22 protein-coding genes are annotated in these 17,412 nt (G+C 58.3%); 16 read left to right on the plus strand and 6 right to left on the minus strand.

All coding sequences use genetic code 11. The features are described from left to right. Positions 1–251: helix-turn-helix domain-containing protein (locus ARADN35_RS0104855; RefSeq protein WP_139019164.1), on the minus strand; the 251-nt coding region annotated here is incomplete at its 3' end. A 90-nt stretch (positions 252–341) separates the two neighbouring features. Further along, complete coding sequence (locus tag ARADN35_RS0104860; protein WP_010459627.1) at positions 342–680, minus strand: DoxX family protein; 339 nt, start codon at positions 678–680, stop codon at positions 342–344. Between the two features lie 93 nt (positions 681–773). Between ARADN35_RS0104860 and ARADN35_RS0104865 the strand changes: the two genes are divergently transcribed. Then, positions 774–1,154, plus strand: coding sequence for a winged helix-turn-helix transcriptional regulator (locus ARADN35_RS0104865; protein ID WP_208856814.1), 381 nt, complete (start codon positions 774–776; stop codon positions 1,152–1,154). Between the two features lie 396 nt (positions 1,155–1,550). Here ARADN35_RS0104865 and fusA read toward each other — a convergent pair whose 3' ends face one another. Beyond that, positions 1,551–3,611 (minus strand): elongation factor G, encoded by a 2,061-nt coding sequence (gene fusA, locus ARADN35_RS0104870; protein WP_010459631.1) that lies wholly within the window; start codon positions 3,609–3,611, stop codon positions 1,551–1,553. 687 nt (positions 3,612–4,298) lie between these two features. Between fusA and ARADN35_RS28470 the strand changes: the two genes are divergently transcribed. From ARADN35_RS28470 to tnpC, 14 genes are all read left to right on the plus strand, one after another. Next, positions 4,299–4,736 (plus strand): tyrosine-type recombinase/integrase, encoded by a 438-nt coding sequence (locus ARADN35_RS28470; RefSeq protein ID WP_010459633.1) that lies wholly within the window; start codon positions 4,299–4,301, stop codon positions 4,734–4,736. A gap of 311 nt (positions 4,737–5,047) precedes the next feature. Then, entirely contained in the window at positions 5,048–5,206 is a 159-nt protein-coding gene (locus ARADN35_RS28180) for a hypothetical protein (RefSeq protein ID WP_010459634.1), read from the plus strand. Between the two features lie 30 nt (positions 5,207–5,236). After that, positions 5,237–5,665, plus strand: a complete 429-nt coding sequence (locus ARADN35_RS26895; protein ID WP_010459635.1) for a GIY-YIG nuclease family protein — start codon at positions 5,237–5,239, stop codon at positions 5,663–5,665. Between the two features lie 209 nt (positions 5,666–5,874). Next, positions 5,875–6,153 carry a hypothetical protein gene (locus ARADN35_RS0104890; protein ID WP_010459636.1) on the plus strand — a complete coding sequence of 93 codons (279 nt, stop codon included), beginning with the start codon at positions 5,875–5,877 and terminating at the stop codon, positions 6,151–6,153. 8 nt (positions 6,154–6,161) lie between these two features. Next, positions 6,162–6,362 carry a hypothetical protein gene (locus ARADN35_RS27805; RefSeq protein ID WP_139019166.1) on the plus strand — a complete coding sequence of 67 codons (201 nt, stop codon included), beginning with the start codon at positions 6,162–6,164 and terminating at the stop codon, positions 6,360–6,362. Positions 6,363–6,383: 21 nt separating this feature from the next. Further along, on the plus strand, positions 6,384–6,812 hold the full coding sequence (locus ARADN35_RS0104895) for a hypothetical protein (protein WP_010459638.1): 429 nt from the start codon (positions 6,384–6,386) through the stop codon (positions 6,810–6,812). 216 nt (positions 6,813–7,028) lie between these two features. Further along, on the plus strand, positions 7,029–7,901 hold the full coding sequence (locus tag ARADN35_RS27195; RefSeq protein WP_081474569.1) for a DUF1353 domain-containing protein: 873 nt from the start codon (positions 7,029–7,031) through the stop codon (positions 7,899–7,901). A gap of 148 nt (positions 7,902–8,049) precedes the next feature. Next, positions 8,050–8,355: a hypothetical protein gene (locus ARADN35_RS25910; RefSeq protein ID WP_139019167.1), complete on the plus strand. Its 306-nt coding sequence runs from the start codon at positions 8,050–8,052 to the stop codon at positions 8,353–8,355. A 931-nt stretch (positions 8,356–9,286) separates the two neighbouring features. Then, the gene (locus ARADN35_RS27810) at positions 9,287–9,583 is read left to right on the plus strand and encodes a hypothetical protein (protein WP_010459644.1); all 297 of its coding nucleotides are present in this window, start codon (positions 9,287–9,289) and stop codon (positions 9,581–9,583) included. A gap of 12 nt (positions 9,584–9,595) precedes the next feature. After that, the gene (locus tag ARADN35_RS0104905) at positions 9,596–9,979 is read left to right on the plus strand and encodes a hypothetical protein (protein WP_010459646.1); all 384 of its coding nucleotides are present in this window, start codon (positions 9,596–9,598) and stop codon (positions 9,977–9,979) included. Positions 9,980–10,314: 335 nt separating this feature from the next. Beyond that, entirely contained in the window at positions 10,315–10,821 is a 507-nt protein-coding gene (locus ARADN35_RS25915) for a DUF4365 domain-containing protein (protein ID WP_010459648.1), read from the plus strand. Between the two features lie 32 nt (positions 10,822–10,853). Next, positions 10,854–11,246, plus strand: a complete 393-nt coding sequence (gene tnpA, locus ARADN35_RS0104915) for an IS66-like element accessory protein TnpA (RefSeq protein ID WP_010459650.1) — start codon at positions 10,854–10,856, stop codon at positions 11,244–11,246. Continuing rightward, complete coding sequence (tnpB, locus tag ARADN35_RS0104920; protein WP_010459652.1) at positions 11,243–11,575, plus strand: IS66 family insertion sequence element accessory protein TnpB; 333 nt, start codon at positions 11,243–11,245, stop codon at positions 11,573–11,575. Before tnpA ends, tnpB begins: the two co-directional genes overlap by 4 nt. 80 nt (positions 11,576–11,655) lie before the next feature. Next, positions 11,656–13,185 carry an IS66 family transposase gene (gene tnpC, locus ARADN35_RS0104925; protein WP_010459654.1) on the plus strand — a complete coding sequence of 510 codons (1,530 nt, stop codon included), beginning with the start codon at positions 11,656–11,658 and terminating at the stop codon, positions 13,183–13,185. Between the two features lie 349 nt (positions 13,186–13,534). Here tnpC and ARADN35_RS27200 read toward each other — a convergent pair whose 3' ends face one another. Continuing rightward, positions 13,535–13,981 (minus strand): NUDIX domain-containing protein, encoded by a 447-nt coding sequence (locus tag ARADN35_RS27200; protein ID WP_010459655.1) that lies wholly within the window; start codon positions 13,979–13,981, stop codon positions 13,535–13,537. A 122-nt stretch (positions 13,982–14,103) separates the two neighbouring features. Here ARADN35_RS27200 and ARADN35_RS0104930 point away from each other — a divergent pair, with 122 nt between their 5' ends. Next, on the plus strand, positions 14,104–14,598 hold the full coding sequence (locus ARADN35_RS0104930) for a hypothetical protein (RefSeq protein ID WP_010459657.1): 495 nt from the start codon (positions 14,104–14,106) through the stop codon (positions 14,596–14,598). Positions 14,599–14,996: 398 nt separating this feature from the next. Here the strand turns inward: ARADN35_RS0104930 and ARADN35_RS0104935 are convergent, their stop codons facing one another. After that, positions 14,997–16,265 (minus strand): alpha/beta hydrolase family protein, encoded by a 1,269-nt coding sequence (locus tag ARADN35_RS0104935; protein WP_029413333.1) that lies wholly within the window; start codon positions 16,263–16,265, stop codon positions 14,997–14,999. Positions 16,266–16,332: 67 nt separating this feature from the next. Next, positions 16,333–17,382 (minus strand): SDR family oxidoreductase, encoded by a 1,050-nt coding sequence (locus ARADN35_RS0104940; RefSeq protein ID WP_010459661.1) that lies wholly within the window; start codon positions 17,380–17,382, stop codon positions 16,333–16,335. Between the last annotated feature and the right edge of the window lie 30 nt (positions 17,383–17,412).

The following is a 17,412-nucleotide window of genomic DNA, read 5'->3' on the forward strand; positions in this document are numbered from 1 at the left end:
AACAAGGCACGGCCGCTGCGCCGTCCATGCTTGGGGCGATGGCTGTCGGTTGTGAGCGCTTGATGCAGGATCGGCTCGAACGCAGTTAGCTTGCCATCGAGCTTCACCCGCTCGTACTTCGGGGCAACATCGCCGGGCGCCTTGAGCCACTTCTTGACCGTGTTGCGCGACAGGCCCGTGCGCTTTGCGATCTCGCTGAGGGAGAGTTGGTCGCGCAGCCTCATGCGCCTGACCTTGCCAATCATGTCCATGGTGATCACCTTGAATCCCCTGCTGAAATTCTCAGCAGGTCAGTGGAACACCCTGGTCAATATTGGATTGGCACTTTGCGGTTTAGCTGGTCAAGATTGCATCGGCACCAACAAGATGAGTCCCACAGCCGCTGGAATGGCGCCCTTGGGCTTGCGGACGCCCAGATGCGCGAGGCCTGACAAGACCAGGTGATAGAGGATGCCAACGTAGGCCAGATCGCTGAGCGCCACGTTGAAGTGCCACAGCACTGCGATAGGCCCGAACAGCTTGATAACAATCATGAAAGGCACTAAGAGCGGGGCTGTATAGCCCAGCTCCGCCTGCGCCTTGCGTACAAAGTCGCCTTTGGCGATGTACATCGCGGCTGAAGCGAAATAGAGCAGAGACAGCAGCGCGGTGCTGATCCAGTAGAGGTAGACAGTGGCCATGGTGTTCTGCTAGTCAGCAGTTTAGTTCAACATGCAGCAAGGATGTCGTTTAAGATAAATATTGACAAGTAGGATGAAAAAATGGTGCTTAGTATGAAAAATCAGACTAATGGGAACACTGCGCTCAACATGCACGAGGAAATGCGCCGTGCATTCGCCCTGCTTTCAGGCAAATGGAAGCTGGAAATCATGTGGTTGCTCAACCAGCGGCTCTACCGCTTTGGCGAGTTGCGCAAGGCAATACCCGGAATCACGCAGCACATGCTGACGGCGCAGTTGCGCGAGTTGGAGGCGGATGGATTGGTATCGCGGACTGTGTTTGCAGAGGTGCCGCCGCGCGTCGAATACGAGATCACGTCAAAAGCGCGGGCGCTTGGCCCTACTATGCAGGCCCTCACCGAATGGTGGACTGAGCATGGTGGCAGCACACCTACGGTTCGCCCGGTTTCAAGCGGTCGTAAACCAAAGAGTTGAGGGGAGCGGTGTGATGTTTGCCTAGTGCCGCGTCGGCACAGGAATCAGTCCCTGTCGGTGCGCATGAGCGTTGGCCATCATGGATAGACACACCGCTCTCCGAACATGGTGCGTCCAGGTATGCATGTCATCGGTCTGTGGCGGTTGCACCGCTCGCTGTGGAGCTGGACGGATCGGAAGATCAATGCATCGGTGTCTTGCAAGGACGGCTTTTAGCGACAAAACTGCAAATAGGAAGCTGACTGCCAAAGTCTCCAATCGCTGTGTATCGGACATTTACCACAAGAATTAGGGTGATCGCAATCGCCGGGCGAGGGAGCATTTTGACCTCACGGTATGCCCAAGTCGATTGCTCGGCCGCGCGCGTACAAGCTGAGCATTGGCGCTGCGCTTTTCCTAGTCGTCTTCGCGGACCCGGTACTGCCCCATCAGCGTCTGTTGGACGGCCGGCGGCACGGCCTCGTAGTGCGACAACGCGATGGTGTAGCGCCCCTGGCCGCTGGTCATTGCATTGAGCCGCGACTGGTAGTCGGCCAGCTCGGCCTCTGGCACCCGACCGCCGATGGCCACAGTGCCGGCTCCCAGCCCCGATGTGCCGGTGACCAGGCCGCGCCGCAACGACAGGTCGCTCGTGACGTCGCCCACGGAATGCTCGGGCACGGAGATCTCGATCTGGACAATCGGCTCGAGCACAGCCGGCCGGGCCTCGCGAATCGCCGCCATGAAGGCCTTGCGGCCGGCGGTCGCGAAGGCGATGTCCTTGCTGTCCACGCTGTGGTGCTTGCCGTCGTACACCACGACGCGCACATCGACCACTGGGTAGCCGGCGATCGCGCCGCACGCCAAAACCTCGCGCACGCCTTTCTCGACGGCAGGGATGAACTGGCCCGGGATCGTGCCGCCCCTGACTTCGTCGGCGAACTCGAAGCCCGCGCCGCGCGCGAGCGGCTCAATGCGCAGGAAGACTTCGGCGAACTGGCCGGCACCGCCGCTCTGCTTCTTGTGGCGGTAGTGGCCCTCGGCCGGCGCGGTCACGGTCTCGCGGTAGGCGATGCGCGGTGGCCGCGTCTGGACCTCGAAGCGGTAAACCTCGCGCAGGCGTTCGAGCACGATGCGCAGGTGCAGCTCGCCCAGCCCGTAGAGCACCGTCTCGTTGGTCGCGGCCACATGCTCGATGCGCAGGCACGGGTCCTCGGCCGCGAGCTTGCCGAGGATTTCCCAGGCGCGCTGCTCGTCGCCATGCCGCTTGGGCTCCACGGCCAGGCCGTACACCGGCACCGGGAACGGCAGCGGTGCAAGATGCACATGGCTGTCTTGCGCCGCATCGTGCAACACGGCATCGAAATGGATCTCCTCAACCTTGGCCACCGCCACGATGTCGCCCGGCGCCGCGTGCGACACCTCGACATGGTCCTTGCCCTGGAGCATGAACAGGTGCCCCACCTTGAAGGGCTTGCGGCCGTCGCCGATGTAGAGCTGGCTGTCACGCGTGACCGTGCCCTGGTGCACGCGGAAGATGCCCATCTTGCCGACGAAAGGGTCGATCGTGATCTTGAACACATGCGCCAGCACGTGCAGCGTCGGGTCAGGCTTGGCCTTCATGGGCATGGCCTCTGCGCCCTCGCCAACGATGAAGCTCGGCGGGTTGGCTTCGTTCGCATCGGGCAGGAGCTTGACGATCACGTCCAGCAACTCGGCCACACCGGCGCCGCTGCGCGACGAGGCGAAACACACCGGGACCAGGTGGCCTTCGCGCAGCGCCTGCTCAAGCGGCGCGTGCAGCTCGGCCGGATCCACGTCGCCTTCCTCGAGGTAGCGATCGACGAAGGCCGCGTCGACCTCGACCACCTGTTCCACCAGCGCGCGGTGCGCCGCTTCGACGGGGCCGAAGTCGGAGCGCCCGAAACGATTGAAGAAGCAGTCGATCACCTGCCTGCCGACCCCGTCGGGCAGGTTCAGCGGCAGGCATTCGCGGCCGAAGGTCGCCTGGATGTCGGCCAGCAGGCCCGCCAGCGAGACGCCCTGCGCGTCGATCTTGTTGACGATGATCATGCGGGCGAGGCGGCGCGAGGCGGCGTATTCCATCATGCGCACCGCCATCGGCTCGATGCCGGTGGCGGCATTGATGACCACTGCCACCGTTTCGACCGCCTCCAGCGCCGGCAGGCTCTGGCCGAGGAAGTCGGGGCCTCCGGGCGTGTCGATCAAGTGGATACGCGTGCCGCCATGCGTGAGGTGCATCACCGATGTGTTGAGCGAGTGCTGCATGCGGCGCTCGAGCGGGTCGTGGTCGCTGACGGTGCTGCCGCGCTCGATGCTGCCACACGCGCCGATGGCGCCCGCCTTGTACAGCAAGGCCTCGGCCAGCGAGGTCTTGCCGGCGGCCGCGGCGCCCACGAGCGCCAACGTTCGCACGGCTTTCATTTCGGCCGCGAGGCCGTTCGATCGGCTTGGCATGGCTGGACTCCTTTGCACGTCCGGAAGGCCGGCCCGGCGGCCCGCATGGGCTCGGGCGTTGCGTGTGGACGTCGAGGCAGCGTACGGGATTGACCGCGCTGATGCAAGTTGATTGCGCCGCCGATTTCCAGTACCTGACCGGCATGCGTGCCGCGTTAACCTCCCTTTGTTGCCAGCGTGCAGAGACATGGGCTCACGCTCAAGATGTCTCAACAACAACGCTCTGAGCCCGTCATGACCACTGTCACCGTCGACTCTATATGCCATTGCCGGCGACCGGTCATCGCGCTCGATATGTGTCGAGGGCTTTCAACGACTGCACTGCGGTCGTCACCGTGAATTGACGGAGCGCACACCACCGGTGGTAATCGCTGCAGAACAGACTTCCGGCGTTACGGCTTCAGGCTGGTTGCAGTCGTTCGCCGCGAGCAGCCTGGGCGACTGCATGCCAGAAATCACTCGCGCCAAGACCCTGCACCAAGGGCAGTTCACCCGACTCATCAAAATCACCCAAGCCACATCGCGTTACCCTGAGCGGGACGTTTTCGTGCTGATGCTAGGCCACCACTGCGGCATGGGTATCACCGAGATTTCACGCCTGACGGTGGCCGATGTGATGCACGCCTCGGGCAAGCTGAGAGCCGAAGTCAGTATGCGCGAAGGGATCACAAAGGGGTGTCGCCAGCGATGCGCATTCCTGGTGTCAAGCCCGCCATTCAGGCCCTGGAGGCCTACCTGCAATACCGCATCGAGAAGGGCATTGCGAGAGCCTCCGTGCCTGGCCAATACCGTGGACTCCTGCCTCACCAGCCACTGGTCTACAGCAGCCGGGGGGATGGAATGTCGCAGAACACGAAGCGGCGGGTATTGGAGACAGGAGAGCGACGCGACTACAGGGCCTGTGACAGCCTTCAAGCCCATGTGACCAAGTTGTACAAGCGTGCAGGCATCAAGGGCGACTCAAGCCATTCTGGCCGCCGTACGTTCGCTGGCAAGGTTCTGGTCAACACGGGCGACATGGAAACCGTCGCGCAGCTTCTGGGGCACACCGACATCGACTGTTCGCAGCGATACGTCGACTTCGATGAGGGGACCCTGTGCGACATGTTCGCGAGTGCTTTGTAGCTCAACGGCTGGATGTTTATCATCTGGGGCCATGAACAAACACCAGTTTGAGTTTCTCGCACGCAGGCTGCGGTCAAAGGAGCCAGCGATCAGTGCTGCGCGCCTCGTTCTTCTCCACAGCGTTCCTCCAGCAGAAGCTGCGAAATCGACAGGTATCAGCATACAGTCGCTCTCGCGCAGTCTGAAGTCGTTTCGTGAGATGCACGCAGAGATTCTGAATCTCTACGGTGAGACTTCCAAAAAAGATGTTTGACACTAAACATCTAGAGGGTAACAATAAAGCCGCTTACGCAATTTAGGAAGAAAGAAACATGAAGATCATTGTCAAAGAGCTGGCTCCAGGTCAGTGGGTTATCCAAGTCTCTTCGTCGCTCGGTTTCTCCGCTGGCAAGAGTACCTATCCCTCGCAGGAGGCCGCCGTGGCTGAGGCCGAGCGTCGGCATCCCGGCCAAGAAGTCGTTGTTGAGTGACGGAAGCCCGATAGACCCGAGGAAAGAGTCGTGACCGCTTCAACTGCACAGGATGGATTCATCTACATTTTTCGGCATGACAGGCTGCACAACGAGATAAAAGTTGGGCTCAGCAAGAACCCGTTTAAAAGGGTGATGCAGCTCCACACGACGGCCACTGCCACGCCCATGAATATCAGTGTGATTTGGTGGGTAAGCGACATGCGCACCGCCGAGCGGATCGCCCACAACCGGCTCGCAGATCACCGGATCAACAGGAGGCGGGAATTCTTTCTGATTGCACCTCCAAATGACTTCGATGAGTTTGAACGCATGTGTTACGACACAACCACTATCTGCCTAGAGGTTCTTGAGGAGCTGATTGAGGGAGACTGGGCCTATGCCGGACTACGTTATGGCGAAATGGATGTGCACAAGATGTACGAAGCCTATCTCCGTGGTGAAGACGTTGCTGCCTGAACAATCGAGGAAACCATGTCAGTCAAAGAATCGCCCGCCCAAGGCGAAATGATCTGTCCGGACTGTGGTGAGACAGTCGCGGCTTCTGCGACATAGACGGAGCAGTACGGCACGCTGACTGTGCGCGACTGTCCAAGTTGCGAATGCCTGTCGGAGGTGGTTAAGTGGATTGATGCAGGTGTCGAAGCTGCCAGCCAGTAGAGGAAGAAATGAAAAGAACCGTTATTTCATACGCCGTACAAGTCGTCGGAACGGGTGTAGAGGTAGACATCGAAACCGACAGAAATAAGCCGCACAAGTACCGGATCTTTGCTGATGCACGTCACCCCGACATCAATGAGATTGCTAGGCATCTTGATGCGGGTCTTGGCGAGGCACAGCGCCTGGGCGCCAAGATTGACATCAGCGAGTATTTTGAACGGATGTACGTGTTTATTGTCACTCCGATCAAATATCACTCGGACCAATACTCCGCCAGAGAACGCTAGGAACAAACATGGAACCGAGTGAAGCCGATGTGAAGCGTCTTGCTGATGCGTGGATGCCCTTTGCCACAGTAGTTGAAGATGAGATCACTTTGGGATGGGTGGGGAGTGAGCCGCCTCGCTTGGTGTGGAGAATCAAAGCGTATCTGGCGCAGCATGACTCAAACAAGGCACGGCAATTCGAAGAGCGATTCTTCAAGCATCTCAAGTGACTATGGGGCCGTGTGGAAAACATGTCTGCTTCTTTCGATTCGATTGCCCTCATCGGGCGCTCTCACTTCGATGCCGAGACCCTTTCAGCCATGGATGAGATCGCCGCTCTTGTCTTGGCATCCCAGAGCCTCAACGGCATGATCGCGACATTCAAGAACGCGCCGGAGTTGGATCATGAGGAGGCGAAACCTCATGCCAAAGAGGTTCTTAGGGCCACAAAGCGAACTGCAGCGGCTCTCCAAAACGCGGTATTCGCTGTCAAGAGCAAGCGCCCCCAAGCAATTGCTGCAGTTAGGCGGGATTTTCTGCCGGTCATCAGGGCGGCGGCGCCGAGCGCTCAATGGCTGGCAAAGCGGGTATCAGCGGCAGTAGGAGGTAATGAGATCGAAGTTCGGGTGTTGGGTGCTCTTCGAAACATCGCTAACGCATGGACTTTACGCACGCAGTGAGCATTCAAGGAAAACTGCAAATGTCCTGCTTTGTGGGCTTCGGCTTTTTTCTGGGCCTGTATTGCGGCATTGGCTGCGCTGTAGACGCAACGTCAAGACGGATGCGTGGCGATGGGCGTAAATTCCCTAACACTAGACTTGGTGTTGTTGCACTGGCTCTTAGTGAAATGCTCCGGTGGCCGGTAACGATCACTGGACACTAGAAAGGAAAGCTGTATGCCATTAATCAACATGAACAGAAACTGGTCATCGCTTATTTCTGATTCACGGAAGTATGTGTTTCTACCGGGAATAGTCTTTCTGTGTGTTGCTTGTACTCCACCACCCCCAGCACCCCCACAACCCCCGCCACATGTAGTAATACAACCCCCGCCACATGCAGTAATTCCCAATCCAACAATCAAGGGATTTGCAAACTTTAAGGTCTTCTTGCTCACAGATGATATGAGCTGGGAGATTGGAAATACTGGTGTTTTTGTCACGGTACCAGCTGGTTTCGTTACTGACCTAGCAAGTGTTCCGCCGGCGTTGTGGTCCTTTGGCTTATCGCCCGCTGACAAATACACGCGAGCAGCAATCATTCATGACTACCTGTATTGGACACAAAGTTGCTCCAAAGAGCAGTCCGATAGATTGTTAGCGATTGCAATGAAGGAGAGTGATGTCGGGTGGGTTAAAAGTGGAGCGGTATTCTCCGGTGTGGTAGTTGGTGGCCAGGAAAGTTGGGACAATAACAAGCGTGACTTCGCGCAAGGCTTACCCAAGATTGCCCCACCTGAGTGGCGAAATATTCCTGCCGGAATTGAATGGGATGACCAGCGAAAGGCCATGTTCATAAAGGGTGTTAGGGACACTAAGGTCAACAAGAATCTGCCTTACTGTAAGTTTGGAGACTCAACCGATGTGCCTTTTGACGCAACCAGGCCAGCGAGTACGAAAAACCACTTCAACGAATTGGGCGATCTGGTAACAGTCTCGTCTGTCAGACGCCAGTTTATTTCGGTGGGTGGTCAAGTCCCTCCGGGCGGGACAATCGACTTAGGGGTACCCGCTCCTCGTCGATCACCAGTAGTGGCTCCATCCGATTGAAGGAATAATGCTCATGGACATGTCAGGTCGACGGCCTGTAAGCACATCTTGGTTGTAACTCTTTATCATGCCCATGACATTCGCGTTTCGATCGAAATTACTCCCCACACTCTTCCTGACCCTGGCTTTGTCCGCCTGCAGCGATCGCATGCCCGAGATCCAAGCTCAAGCTCCAGTTGCCTTGGCACCCGCTCCAGAGGCCTCACCCGTAACAGTTGATCCACCGCAGGCAACGCAACGTGCTGTGGCCCTGGGGATGGCCGGCCTCGATGCTACAACGGGGCAGTTTGGACACGAAGCCCAGCGCATCGCGGACGCACTTCAAGGCATGGACATCAAAAAAGGCAAGTTTGAGTCGGACGGCCAATACCATGCGCGAATGAAGTTGCTGGGGTCGCAGCCTCTCTACGACGATCTGGCCGTAAGTTCATTGCTCGCGTTCAGGGATGGATGATCTGACGCGAACGAGACCAAGTGGAGTACATGGTCAGGGAGCATCCAATGCTGGCACCGCAAGAAGCCGTAGCTATCACGAGTCGGAGGGTCGGGAACGCCGAGAGCTGGCAGTCGATCTATCCGGGCCGCAAGCTCGGTCAGTACGAAACTATTGCCTTGGATGCAATCCGTGCTCCCCGCATCATCGGGTCGTTCCGATCCCCCCCGAGAAGGCAGAGCAGCTGGAGAACAAGTTGGACGTCCTTGTGATCGGCACGCTCTCGCCCCGATACCTGAGTGCCCACCAGGTGCTCCCAGTAAAGCACTCGAACGACAATCGCATTGACACCGTGCGCCTCCTACACGTGAAAATGCAAGAGGCTTGGGTGGTAGATCGAGTCACAGGCGCGGTCTTGGCAAAGGCCAAGCTGTAGCGTTAACGTCGGCTGAGGCTCTGTCCTATCGACGTTGCCCACACGATGTATTTCAAGGGCGACGATACGCGCTGGCTTGTTGGCGGTGATTCTTGGTCTTGCATCTGGTGCGAGAAAGCAAAAAGCAGACATGAAGCGCTGGGAAGGGACTGTGTAACGCGCAGAGTGGTCAACGACCTGAATAGGCCTAGCGCTGAACCATGAAGAAAAACATGATGAAAAAAACCGACGTCACCGATGAACCCCATGATTTCTGCAAGCAGCGAGTTTGATTTTTTGCATATCCAGCTAACTCATAAACTTAAACTTGGTAATCCGAAGGATGGCTGCACTGAAGTGAAGTCCACTTGCTCACGCAAGACGGCACCGTATTGCAAAGCGTGTCTAAAGTTGTGACTTAAACGAAAGCTTGAAGGAACACAGGAAAGCGACTGAACCGCGAAGCACGGCGAGCCGGGTTTCGCAGTGCGGGCACAGCACACCGAGTTGCCCGGTAAGCATCACAAGGAGGAAAGTATGGACACAACGTTTGATTTCGATGAGTGGTTAGACGCGGCTGATCCCTGCGACGCGCCGAATGTCGCTGCGCTTATTGAAGCAGTTGAAAGCGAATGCGAGTTTTCTGGCTTTAAAGCAGAGCGCGCAGCGAATGGAAAGCTGATCGTATCTGCGCATGGCTTGGAGTTGAAATTGGTGCTCGTATCAAAAGAAGCGGAGGAGGGATTCGTTCGTCGGATACATGCTCGCTTTGTTCCAAGCGGTATGAGTGCCGATGTCGCCGCAGCGATTGACCATCTCAACGATCACGATTAATCGCGGAAAACTATGAAATACGAGTCGAAATTTTGCACGACTTTCACCCTTGCCGTATTGACCATGGTCTCCGCTCTTGCGGCGCAAGGTTACAGCACGAAGCACGCACTTGTAGAGATCAACGATCCTAAGGCCGCGAGCAATCCGGTGAAGTCTGTTTCGGCTGCAAACTGGAGGGCCGTAGACGTGAAGTCCAAGCTCAAGCCGAAGCCCGGCCAGGACATAGCTATTGTGTGCGAGGGATCATTTCCGGCGGGGTACATTGCAACTGATCTGCTGCGCCCCAACGGGGAATTCAATCGTGACTTCTCCGTGCATGCCCAAACAACCGTGATGGATTTGTGCAATCAACAAGAAGACAGGATGCGCCGAGTAAATCCAAAGCTTTTCAAGTGAAGCGCACGCATCCAAGCGTGGCTGTGCACTGCACAAAAGGCCAAGGACATCAACCAGCATGAGCATCCGTCGCAACCGCATCTAAATGTTCCGCAAGTCAGGCAACAAAGTGAAGGCTGTGGAGCCTACAAACTATGGCGGACGCGGCAGTTGGCTCGTGCGCCCAGTGGACGGCGTCAGCGTCGGTAAGGAAATGATCGTCCCAGGTCGAGCCCTTGTGGTTCGTTTGGACTGAACCCAAGGAAAGCAACCTGCCGCCTGAACGGCGCAGTAGGCTTCCCCAATAATCACAGAGCATCGAGAGTTGGAAAATGAGCACTCATAAGACAGAGCGCATGGGCGTGAATTACGCTTCGACCATCTTCACCAACTACGGGTGGCTCTTCCGCGAACAGTTCACACAAGACTTCGGGATAGATGCACACGTTGAGATTTTCGACGAGGTAGACCCTTACCCGACAGGCAAACTGCTGGCGCTTCAAATCAAGTCTGGTAAGAGCTTCTTTGAGGAGCCGCTTCCAGACAACGGCGGATTCGTGTTTCGTCCAGAACCGAAGCACGTCCACTATTGGTTGGGCCATACGATGCCCGTCCTGGTCCTGTTCTTCAATCCGGAGACGGAACAGATGTACTGGCAGCAGGTCACAAAAGAAAAGCTGAGCAGCACCGGCAAGGGGTGGAAGCTTCCTGTTCCCAAGTCGCAGCTGCTGGAGAAAGACGTCTTTCCACGAGAGTTCGCCGAAATGGTGCAGCCAGAGCCTTATATCCAGCGCTTGAACCGGCTGCGGCTGGACCTGCCGTGGATGCAACTGCTCGGTATGCGTCCGGCAAACCCATCTTGAGATAGCCTGTTCGAGCAGGCATCGTGTGCACGATGGAGATCATGCACACCATGGCGAGCGAGGCGATCGCCCCAAACCCCAAGCGGCGCTTCTACGGTCCAGAACTCAAGGCGCACGTCGTGGCGCAATGCCGAGCGGATGGCGCATCGATTGCGGCTGTGGCCCTGGCCCACGGCATCAACGCCAACATCGTTCATCGCTGGCTACGCGAGCACCCGGCGGCGGCACCCAAACCCATCAATCCGTTCATCCCGGTGAACCTTCCCTCGCCTGAGGTAGAGGACGCCGCGCCTGTTGGCGTAGCGGGGAGCTCCTCGGCGGATATCCGCATCGAGATCCGACGCAGCACTGGCGTGATCACGGTAAGCTGGCCCGTCGAGGCGTCGTCGTCCTGCGCGGACTGGTTGCGGGATTGGCTTCGGTGATCCGGATCGACGCAGCCTGGCTGGCCACCACCCCGCTGGACATGCGCGCCGGCACGGATACGGCTCTCTCCCGAGTCATTGCCGTCTTCGGCGCTGCCTATCCCCACCATGCCTACCTGTTCGCCAACAAACGCGCCAACCGCATCAAGATCCTGGTGCACGACGGCATCGGTATCTGGCTGGCCGCACGCCGACTGCACCAGGGCAAGTTCATCTGGCCCTTGGCCGGTAGTTCCAACCTGACGCTGCAGCGCCAGCAGCTCGATGCGCTGGTCATGGGCCTACCTTGGCAACGCCTGGCCGACGGCGGTGTCATCACCGTGGTCTGACTCTCCGGCAGTGATCGGTACTTGCCAATTGGTGCATGCGTCAATGGTGCACGCGTGTTGGTGCTGGCACAGTGACGGCCATGGTGGTGGCGTTGCAATCTCTGGAGCATCTGAGCGCCGATCAACTGCGCGAGATGGCTGCACGCCTGATGACCCAGCTTCGTCACCAGGGCGCCTTGCTGGAGAAGCTCACCCACGAGAACTCGCTGCTCAAGCGCATGAAGTTCGCCGCACAGTCTGAGCGCTTCAACCCCGAGCAGAAAAGCCTGCTCGAAGACGAGATCGAGGCCGACCTGGCGTCTTTTGCCACCGAGATCGACGCCCTGCAGCAGGAGCCAGGTACCCCGAACCTGCAGGAGAAGAAGCAGCCCAAGCGGCTCCCCCTGCCGGCGCATCTGCCACGCCGCGATATCCATCACGAACCCGAGTTCACCACCTGCCGTACGCCGGGGTGTGGTTGCCCGCTAAAACGCATCGGCGAGGACGTGGCCGAGAAGCTGGACTACGTACCAGGGGTCTTCAGCGTAGAGCGCCACATCCGCGGCAAGTGGGCCTGCACCCAGTGCGAAACCATCACCCAGGCGCCGGTGGATGCTCACGTCATCGACAAAGGCATCCCCACCGCCGGCCTGCTGGCCCAGGTGCTGGTGGGCAAGTACGCCGATCACCTGCCGTTGTACCGCCAGGAAACGATCTTCGGGCGTGCCGGCCTAGCCATCCCGCGCTCGACCTTAGCGCAGTGGGTGGGCACATGCGGGGTGCGGCTACAGCCTCTGGTGGATGCCCTCAAGGCTGAGATCCTGCAACACCGCGTGCTTCACGCGGATGAGACGCCGGTGGCGATGCTCAAGCCGGGTGATGGCAAAACGCACCGCGCCTACCTGTGGGCCTACGCGCCTGGGGCGTTCGAGAGCATGAAAGCCGTGGTCTACGACTTCTGTGAGTCGCGTGCCGGCGAGCACGCTCGGGCATTTCTTGGGAAGTGGAGAGGCAGCCTGACCTGTGACGACTTCAGCGGCTACAAGGCACTGATTGCGAGCGGGGTGACGGAGGTGGGCTGCCTGGCGCATGCGCGCCGCAAGTTCTTTGATCTGCACGCGGCTAACAAGAGTCAGATCGCCGGGTTCGCGCTGCAGCAGTTCGCCCGGGTCTATGACATCGAGCGTGAGGTGAGGGATATTGATGCCACGCAGCGCCAAGACATTCGGCGCAGGCAGACCCAGCCGGTGCTCGACGTCTTGCACGAATGGATGAGGCTGCAGCGCCAGAAAGTGCCGGATGGATCGGCCACCGCCAAGGCACTGGACTACAGCCTGCGGCGCTGGGAGGCGTTGACCCGATTCGTCGATGATGGACAGTTACCGGTGGACAACAACTGGATCGAGAACCAGATCCGCCCGATCGCCATTGGTCGCAACAACTGGCTGTTTGCCGGCAGTCTGCGCGCCGGCCAGCGGGCTGCAGCTGTCATGAGCCTGATCCAGTCAGCGCGCATGAACGGGCACGATCCATACGTCTACCTCAAAGATGTCCTCACACGGCTGCCGATGCACAAGGCCAGCCAGATCGAGGACTTGCTGCCGCATCGCTGGCAACCCGACGCCATCTGATCGTCGCCCGGGGGCCACCGCCAGCAGTCACACCCATACACCTAATCGGCCACCACCGCCAGCGAGTGTGCAGCGTGGATGTGTGCGCCGCTGCGGTGAGCCTTGGACCCACCTGCGCGCTGCTCTGCACCTGCTTCCGACGCAGCTTAACAGCCGCAAAGAGGACCCACTGCCACATCGTTGGCGGCCCGCCCATAGCCCCCGATCGCCTGCAAGGTCGGCCGACTGGTCGCTCACTCCCAATGAGTGCGTCAACGGCTTGGCGAGCGATGACTGCAAGCAGTCTATGATCTTGGGGTCATTTGGGACCGTGGACGCACACGTTTGACTCGCAATTTTTTGAAACGTGCTATGCCCGAAGGAAAAGCGCTGATGCTTCTGGCTCCGTTCGCATGAACCGGTCACTAAGCCTTTGGATAGGTGCCGGATCCGCTACCATCGTTGAAGCCTCATCTGCAGATAGCCATTTGAACTCGGAATGCTCGTGGTTGAGCACGATGGAAATCGGGGGGGCCACAAAGGCGACGAAGGCCTCAATGCGTGAATATCCATCGATGTGCGGGATATCCTCGCCAAAACTATAGATCGCCGTCGGTGATAGTCCCGTTTCTTCCAGAACCTCTCTCAACGCTGTCTGAAGCGGAACCTCGCCGAATTTGCAGGTTCCACCAACTGGCCACCATTGCCCGGCGTAGGCGCCACCTGAACGACGCAGGAACAGTAGCTCTCGGTCCCTTTCTGATCCCCTCAAAACAAAAACGATGACGCCCACCGTTTGCCTCGACATGGCTTTCATCGCTGTGCCTCATGCTGAACCGCCGCTTGGCCGATGGCAGAAGTCTAGCCGCGTGCGACTGCTTTCGGTCAAGATGTATTGGCCGGACGCTTACACTGCTCGATGAGGGCAAGCAGGTCGTCATGGAATTCGACGACTGGGTCAACAAGTCACTCTCCCGGTACCAAGTCACGATGAGTGGCGGAGGCGAAGTCCAAAAGTGGCCTCTCACCTATGCAGCAGGTCGAACCATTGATGACCTGCTTGAGCACTACATCCCCTGGGCAAAGTACGAAAGTGACATGGAAGCCTACGAGGAGTCGCTAGAGGGTGCCTGGGCAGCTGAGTGCTATGTGGCTACAGACTTCGAGACCGGGGCTGTGCACTACGGGGAGAGCTTCTCAGAGTGGTTTGGAAAGAGGCCGCTGCCGCAGGGACTCGTTGGCATTGAGCGGTGCGGCGAAGTGGTTAGCTATCGCCTGATTCTCGAGCTCAACGATTTCGGTCGTGCGTTTCTCGAACTCAACAACTTTCTCCAAGAGCCAAGCCGAATGGAGAATGGCACATTCACAGAAAAGGACCTACTGCGAGAGGCAAGTGCAGCCCCGCGCGCGCGCCCTGCTGAGGCCCAGAAATAAACGCCTTGTTCAGCCTTTGCTGGCGTGCTCCGGGCTCGCCTCTATGGTCAGCAGTTCGTCGGTGTGCGGCAGGGCCTCCCCCAACTCAATGCAACTACTACATGATCGGAAGCCTGATGTTGAACGCCCGTGGCCATCTCAAGGTGCGCCGCCGTGTCTGCGCATGAATGACCGCTGTGTCGCCCAGACCGTGAACTCAAGGGGCTGACATCACAGGCCGCAACCGCTGCAGGACAGACTTCCAGCGTGGAGGGCTTCAGACTGATCTAAGTCATTCACGGTCCAGCGTCTGAACGGCAGCAACCGCCAACACCGGTCGTTAGACGCCCCCTGCCGCACGATCAACGTTACGCATGTGGAAAATTTGTTACAAGGGGGTAAGGTGAGCCGATTCGTTGTCAGAGGTCAGGTCCGTTGGCGATTTTCAACTGCCGCATGAGCCAGTTCGCGGTGAACTCGAAGTGCTCCTGCATGTTCGACTCCGCCGTATGGCCATCTTCCCCAAAGACCAGTTGCGTCACATTGAAGCCAAGAGCGGTCAGCGATGCAGGTTCGTCTTTGGAGACGAGATCTTCGCGGGCACCGTTCACCATGAGAATCGGTTTGCGCAACTGAACTGCGGTTGGCATCTTCAGTTGGCGTGAGAGTTGGAATGCTTCGTAGTACTCGCACATTGCCTGGCGAGGCGTCGTCTGCGGATTCATATTGGCAAATACGGTGTAGGGCGCGACGATCCATGCAGGCGCTGTCTTGCAATGCGCTTGTCCGAAGCTCGAATCGCTGGGGCCGCCTATGTTGACAATCGCTTTGTAAAAGTCGTTCCTCAATCCACCAAGCGTTCCCAAATAACCCCCCATGCTCCAACCGTAAATCGCCACCCGGCTCGCGTCCAGGTCGCTGCGGGTCTGGATGTAGTCCGCAACGGTGTCGAGCATCGCAGAGGACTCTGGACGGAATCCCAACTGGTTTTCCCCGGTGTCTGGATTTTCCACAACGAGGGTTGCGAACCCACGACCCACGAAGTAGTCGCTGTGCCGGATCATCTCCGTCTTCAGGTTGTCGAGACCACCGAGAATGACCAGTACCGGTGGCTTCTCATTGCTGCTGTTCCGTGCGGGCGGTGCTCGAAAATAGCCAACGAATTCTTTTTCACCTGCCCTGAATTTGATCCGTTGGAGTGGTTTTCCCAGAACCGCATGGGCTTTTTCGGTCGCCTGTATGTCCGCAATGGGGACCTGCTTGGGCAGTCGGTTCATCCGCAGATAGAAAGCGGCCTTCTTGTATTCGGCCGATGCGGTCTCACGGTCGCCCCGCACCTCGGCCACGTGCGCTTGCTCCAGGTGCACCTGGGCGGGCTTGCTGAAAGTGGCTTGCCAGGCCGACTGCAACGGTCCCGCATGCTCCGGCAGCGCTCCGACGACTTCATCGAATGTGCTTGCTTTGATGCCGGCATCCTCAAGCCACCAACAGATGTTGAACTTGAACGAGGGATGCATGCGAGCGATTCCTCCTGGGTACTCGGCCTGTCCTTTCCTGCAGAAATCGGCCATGCTGTCCGCTGTCCTGACCGGGGAGATGCCCTGCGCTGCGGATTCGCTCGGCGCTGCCACAGCAAGAAGGACGGCGCCAAGGGCCGTCAAAAGTTTCAAGATCAATTTGTTAGTCACGGTTTTTCCTTTGATGGGTTTGGCGGCTCACGTCCGTCACTCGGGCAATGAAGTGATCTACGGGGCGCTATTGGGGCGACACACTGGGCAGCCAGCCATTGCTGCGATACCAAGCGACCGTATCGGCAACGGTTTGCTCGATCGGGCGAAATTTCAGTTGAAGGTTCTGCTCGCTCTTCGTGTGGTTGAAATGACTGCGCCCAGCCTCCTTGCGCATCAGCCTCACCGTCGCCAGGCTGAGCAAGATGGGTTTTCCGCTGATCCTCGCGTAGAGTTCCTGCACCGTCGCAAGGAGATACAGGAGCGGGAAGGGCAAGTTGCGTGTCGGCGTCTTGATGCCTGCGATCTTCCCCATCAAAGGCACCAATTCCTGCATCGTCATGTGGCGTCCAGCAGCCAAATAGCGTTCGCCACGTTGCCCTCGCTCCGCAGCCGCAATCTGAGCGCCCGCTACATCGCGGGCATCGACAACGGAAAAACTCCCCGGCAGCAATCCAGGCAATTTTCCAAGCACCACATCGTTGACAAATTGCCCTGACGAGGTGGGGCCGATATCGGCGGGCCCCCACATCCACCCTGGCAAGACAAAGCTCGCGTGCATGTCCGGGTGCGCAGAAAGAAAGGCAGACACGACTTGATCGGCCAGTATCTTGCTGCGGTAGTAGTCGTCCTCGGCATCTGCCAGGTCACGCAGACAGGTCTCGTCGATGGGCATCCCCGGTTCGCCATTCAGTACCGCGATGGATGAGGTCTGAACGAAGCTCCGGATACCCGCGGCATAGGCCTGCTCGATGAGCTGCTGCGTGCCGTCCACATTGATGCGTTTGAGTTCATCCCAGTGACTGCCTCCCTTGAAGTTGTCTCGAAAGAAAGCGGCGGTGTGAAACACCACATCGCATCCGTACAGTGCCCGGGAGAACGCGGTTACATCCGCCATGTCGCCCAGCACCAGCTCAACGCCTTTCACCCCCGCAAACTGTTGCAGGCCTTTGGCCTTCGAGCGGACGAGGGCTTTGACGCAGACACCACGTGCAACCAGCTCGCGCACAAGGTTGTTGCCGAGAAGGCCGGTGGCGCCAGTAACAAACGCTGACCTTGGAGTGTAGGTTTTTTCCATATCGATTGAAATTCAAAGATCAAGTGAGCT

The sequence above is a fragment of the Acidovorax radicis N35 genome, assembly GCF_000204195.1.
Classification (GTDB): Bacteria; Pseudomonadota; Gammaproteobacteria; order Burkholderiales; family Burkholderiaceae_C; genus Acidovorax; species Acidovorax radicis.

Bases quoted from the DNA above. Each gene is read 5' to 3' on its own strand.
- ARADN35_RS0104860 (WP_010459627.1), bottom strand. From the start codon at position 680: ATGGCCACTGTCTACCTCTACTGGATCAGCACCGCGCTGCTGTCTCTG.
- ARADN35_RS0104865 (WP_208856814.1), top strand. From the start codon at position 774: ATGAAAAATCAGACTAATGGGAACACTGCGCTCAACATGCACGAGGAA.
- fusA (WP_010459631.1), bottom strand. From the start codon at position 3,611: ATGCCAAGCCGATCGAACGGCCTCGCGGCCGAAATGAAAGCCGTGCGA.
- ARADN35_RS28470 (WP_010459633.1), top strand. From the start codon at position 4,299: ATGCGCATTCCTGGTGTCAAGCCCGCCATTCAGGCCCTGGAGGCCTAC.
- ARADN35_RS28180 (WP_010459634.1), top strand. From the start codon at position 5,048: ATGAAGATCATTGTCAAAGAGCTGGCTCCAGGTCAGTGGGTTATCCAA.
- ARADN35_RS0104890 (WP_010459636.1), top strand. From the start codon at position 5,875: ATGAAAAGAACCGTTATTTCATACGCCGTACAAGTCGTCGGAACGGGT.
- ARADN35_RS27805 (WP_139019166.1), top strand. From the start codon at position 6,162: ATGGAACCGAGTGAAGCCGATGTGAAGCGTCTTGCTGATGCGTGGATG.
- ARADN35_RS0104895 (WP_010459638.1), top strand. From the start codon at position 6,384: ATGTCTGCTTCTTTCGATTCGATTGCCCTCATCGGGCGCTCTCACTTC.
- ARADN35_RS27195 (WP_081474569.1), top strand. From the start codon at position 7,029: ATGCCATTAATCAACATGAACAGAAACTGGTCATCGCTTATTTCTGAT.
- ARADN35_RS25910 (WP_139019167.1), top strand. From the start codon at position 8,050: ATGCCCGAGATCCAAGCTCAAGCTCCAGTTGCCTTGGCACCCGCTCCA.
- ARADN35_RS27810 (WP_010459644.1), top strand. From the start codon at position 9,287: ATGGACACAACGTTTGATTTCGATGAGTGGTTAGACGCGGCTGATCCC.
- ARADN35_RS0104905 (WP_010459646.1), top strand. From the start codon at position 9,596: ATGAAATACGAGTCGAAATTTTGCACGACTTTCACCCTTGCCGTATTG.
- ARADN35_RS25915 (WP_010459648.1), top strand. From the start codon at position 10,315: ATGGGCGTGAATTACGCTTCGACCATCTTCACCAACTACGGGTGGCTC.
- tnpA (WP_010459650.1), top strand. From the start codon at position 10,854: ATGGAGATCATGCACACCATGGCGAGCGAGGCGATCGCCCCAAACCCC.
- tnpC (WP_010459654.1), top strand. From the start codon at position 11,656: ATGGTGGTGGCGTTGCAATCTCTGGAGCATCTGAGCGCCGATCAACTG.
- ARADN35_RS27200 (WP_010459655.1), bottom strand. From the start codon at position 13,981: ATGAAAGCCATGTCGAGGCAAACGGTGGGCGTCATCGTTTTTGTTTTG.
- ARADN35_RS0104930 (WP_010459657.1), top strand. From the start codon at position 14,104: ATGGAATTCGACGACTGGGTCAACAAGTCACTCTCCCGGTACCAAGTC.
- ARADN35_RS0104940 (WP_010459661.1), bottom strand. From the start codon at position 17,382: ATGGAAAAAACCTACACTCCAAGGTCAGCGTTTGTTACTGGCGCCACC.